3 protein-coding genes and 1 pseudogene are annotated in these 4,193 nt (G+C 63.3%); 1 reads left to right on the top strand and 3 read right to left on the bottom strand.

The window, feature by feature from the left end:
• On the top strand, window positions 1-520 hold a 520-nt coding region (locus AC2VOG_RS17070), incomplete at its 5' end, for a transposase (protein WP_486941040.1).
• A gap of 56 nt (window positions 521-576) precedes the next feature.
• On the opposite strand, the pseudogene AC2VOG_RS17075 reads toward AC2VOG_RS17070, so the two are convergent.
• The 3 genes and pseudogenes from AC2VOG_RS17075 to AC2VOG_RS17085 all read right to left on the bottom strand — a co-directional run.
• Window positions 577-1,638: pseudogene (locus tag AC2VOG_RS17075) on the bottom strand (transposase); the annotation flags it as partial.
• Window positions 1,639-2,351: 713 nt separating this feature from the next.
• The gene (locus AC2VOG_RS17080) at window positions 2,352-3,143 is read right to left on the bottom strand and encodes an IclR family transcriptional regulator (protein ID WP_486941041.1); all 792 of its coding nucleotides are present in this window, start codon (window positions 3,141-3,143) and stop codon (window positions 2,352-2,354) included.
• 429 nt (window positions 3,144-3,572) lie between these two features.
• Complete coding sequence (locus AC2VOG_RS17085) at window positions 3,573-3,716, bottom strand: hypothetical protein (RefSeq protein WP_486941042.1); 144 nt, start codon at window positions 3,714-3,716, stop codon at window positions 3,573-3,575.
• Window positions 3,717-4,193: the final 477 nt, after the last annotated feature.

The raw sequence follows: 4,193 nt of genomic DNA on the forward strand, positions 1-4,193 counted from the left end.
CCACCTGATCCGCGCGGCGATGCGCTTCGTGTCCTACAACCAGCGCAAGGCCGTCGCAGCCGCTCTCAAGACGGTCTATCAGGCCAGCGACGCCCAGGCCGCCCGGGCGGCGTTGGACGCGTTCGCGGCCTCCGAGGTCGGCCAGGCCAACCCGAACACGGTCCGTGTCTTCGAGGACGCCTGGGAACGGTTCACCCCGTTCCTGGCGTTCCCACCGATGCTGCGTCGGGTCATCTACACGACGAATGCGATCGAGTCGCTGAACTACCAACTCCGCAAGATCATCAAGAACCGCGGCCACTTCCCCAACGACGCGGCGGTGGTCAAGCTGCTATGGCTGGCAATCTGCAACATCGAAGACAAGAGGGCCCGCGACCGTGCCAAAGAACGCGGACGCGGGCTAGGCACGAAACGCACCGCCGAAGGCCGCCTCGTCGAAGGACAAGTCACCACAAACTGGAAACAGGCCCTCGCCCAACTCGCCCTGGCCTACCCCGAACGAATCAACCCCTACCTCTAACCCCAACGAGCACAACTACTTACACAAAAATCTTGACAAGCTCGGCCGCGAGCCGCCAACTCAGTGCGGAAATCCCCTGAACCGTAAGCAGTGTCGGCCAGTACCGTGACCGGTGAATCCTCACCCTCGAGCAACGTAAGCCCGACCACTGACTCGCGGTTGTCAACACCGTTGGCCTTGCTCAGCGCGCAGTCGGTGATGATGCCGGTCTCGGGTTCGACGGCCAGATGCGCCTTGAACCCGTCCTGGCGACGACGCACGGTCTTGTGCACATGGCGGGCGTCGGGATCCACGGTAGAGATCACCCGATCCGACGCAACTTTCTGGGCAATACGCCAGCGTCCGTCGGTGCCATCAGAGCCCTCGACGGGCTCCACGTCCTGGCCGGCGATCAGCGCCAACAATGCCACCGCCTCGGCAGCCCGTGGTGCCAGCTGCTCATCGGGTAGATGGCCCAGTAGCCGATGGGCATCGCTGACCAGGGCATCGACCAACTGGTTGCGCGCCTCGGCGTCGTCCCAGGCGATCGCCGGTTTGCCTGGATCGTCATAGTTATGGGCGTTGCAGTGTTCGGCGACGACGTCAGCCGCGCCGGATACTTCGCGGCGCGCCCGGCGGATCGCGCCGATCAACTGCGTCACCGTGTCCTGGGTGGCCACCGCGTCATCGAGCACCGTGGAATCCAGCGCGCGCCGCGTTTTGCCCGCTAGCGCCCCACTCTGGGCCACTACCGCTTTGACCGCCTCAAAGATCCGGTTGGGCTGATCCGAGGCCGCTAACCGGCGCCGCCAGTACGTCAAAGTCGTGGCGTGAAACGCCCCCGCGGTCACCGCCATCCCGCACGCAGCCTTCCACCGCAGATCAAACATGACCGCATCCACCGTCTCGCTATCGGACAGACCATGCAGGGCCTGCAGCGTGATCACGGCCGCCATCACATCTGCGGGAACGCTGGGCCGCCCTCGGCCCGTGAGGAAAAGATCGGCAAACATCTCATCGGGGAACAACTCGCCACGATGTGCCGCCAAGAACGCAAAAACGCTGTCCGCCTTCAGAAGATGACCCGCTACCGACTCCGCATCCAGCAGTTCCCGCTGACTCTCCGATCGACCCTGCACATCAAAATCATCACCGACAATCACCACTAAGGGGCCGACCGCCACGCGGATTATTCAGGAGTCTCCTAGGCCGTCGGCGCCAGTCAGTCCGACTGGATATCCGGCCTGGCTAAGGCCCACACCGATTCATCGCCAACATCAGTAATGCATACACCAAGACGGCACGCGAACTGCTGAAGTGACCCGGTGGCCCGTGTTTGAAGTGTTTTGACGATTTGCATTCTGGGAGAAGAGCTGTTGCTCGCGACGGCTGCGCCTGTCGTCGATCGCGGCCTTGCGCTCCTCAACGGGGAAGGCCTGAACGGCAGCGAGGTCGTGCCGATGCTCCTGGTGCAGAAGGGTGCTGCAGCGCGCGGAACGCGGGCGTCACATCCTGATCCAGCTTGGCGACGCCAAGTCTGCGGTACCGGGGCAGTGCGTTAGCCGTTTAATGGTCCAGGAACGTTGCCAGCCGCCCTTACCAGCGCCGAGCGGCGCAGTCGCTTTCTAACACCGCGCCAAGTTGATTGGGGTGACCGCGAAAATCACCTCCAGACCGTCAGATCGGGCGCCGATGTCCAGCTACCAAAACCGGGTCCTAGTCGGCCTTGGTAAAACCGCGGAACGGCTCGATGATAAAGAGCGAATGGGCGAGCGACAGCGTTGGCAGCGCGGGTACCACTCGTCGGTGATGAACTCATCAATCCCGACCACAGCGATGTCCGCCAACGCCCCTAAGTCAGCCGCCGACCCAGCTGCCGAGTGGCCTCCACGAGCAGGCGGGTCAACTGAGGTAGGGAACGTTCCATCATCTCAGTCGGGCCGACGATCGACAGCGCGGCGCGCAGTTGTCCGGCGGCGTCGAAGATGGGCGCGGCCACCGACATGACCCCGGCCTGGACCTCGTCGCGGTTGATAGCGACGCCGTCGCAGCGGACCTTGGCCAGCGTCGCGTCCCACTGAGCGACGGTATGCGCCGAGTTGGAGGTGATCGGTGGGAACCCGGCGCGGCGCCGGGCCTCCGCGACGGCGGGGTCGAAGGCGGCCAGTACCTTGCCTGTTGCTGAGCAGTGCGTCGCGAATCGCCGCGGCAAGACAGCGTCAAGCAGGTAGAGCCCTTCGCGGCACTGCAACCGCTCCAGATGCACCACATCAGCTCCGTCGGCCACACCAAGATGGATGGTGTGGCCGGTACGCTGACGCAGGTCCTCCATGATCGGCAGCGCCGCCTGACGCAGCCGGCTGCGGCTAATCGACAGCTGGCCGAGCTCATAGAGATGCAGGCCCAGCCGGTAGCGCCCGGCCGGATTGCGTTCCACGAAACCTCGGCTGACCAGCGTGCTGAGCATGCGGTGGGCGCTGCTCTTAGCGACCCCCAAGCTGCGCGCCACCTCCGACACACCCAGCTCGTCATCGGTAAGGAAACAGTCGAGCACATCCAGCGTATTGGCGACCGACTTCAATGCGTCATCACGGAACGCAGCTACCGTGTCGGAGGGAGAACAAACGTCGTCGGCGATCCTCACGTCAACCCCCACATAATACTGGCCACTCTTCTGGACCGCTGCATAGTATGGTACAGCTCACTGAAAAGGACCGGAGACTTGCCAGAAATGCCGCGTAGTCAGTTCGTTGCCGCAGATAAGAACGCCCGCGTAACGGTGTGCCGGCGCGGCAATCTTGGATGGCACCAGTAGGCCTGGACGATGGGTTGATGAGGAATGAATCCACGGCCGTGCCAGGGGTGATCGCGAGTCCTTTCGGCGGGTCGGGATAGCTGTCCCACCGCGTTTTCCATCCGGTTTGTCAGAGCCAGTGGGGCTGGTGGGTGCAACATTGGTTTGCGGATCGGCGCGCGACGAAGCGAGTGGGCAGCACGTTGATCGGGTTGCGGTGCTAGGCGGCGCCTCGGGCGACGGCGTTACGACCGCCGGCGAGGACACCGGCGGCGCGCACTAGGTTGTCGCGCCGGCCAGCCAGGCGCAGTTGGCGGCGAACAGCGCAGGGATAGACGCCAGTGGCCCGTCGACGAAGTCAGCGAAGGTGGGCTCGATGATGACGTGCTTTCGATGGGCAATATCGGCCTCGGTGACCGGCAACGCGGAGTTGGTGACAAACAGGTGATAGCCACCACACCGGAAACGACGCCTTCGGTCAGCGGACGGCTATGACGCGGCGCACGGACAGTGCACCCTGCGGCCGCGGCCGCAGGGTGCAGAGGGTCTCGACGACAGAGGCATCAGATCAACTGGCCGTGTTCGAGGTCTTCGACCAAGCCAGCCGCAATGCGTTCCTTGTTGCGGAACGTTTGGCAGGCCGTCGCCAGCGACGTGCAAGTGTGATCTCTAGGACGTGACAAGAAAGTCGCCATCATCCGGCGCACTCGCTCCAACGGAAAGGAAACCGACGATGCCCCAACTGGCTCGTTCTGAATGGTATGACCTGACCCGCGACATGAACTGGAACTTCTCCTACGTCGCCGAGGACCAAGTGTTTCCGGAGGATTTGTCGAAAAGTTTCGGTGTTTCCACCGATTTGTGGTGGACCTGGGATGAGCCCTACAAGATCACCTATCC

Source organism: Mycobacterium sp. TH-M11, assembly GCF_057473725.1.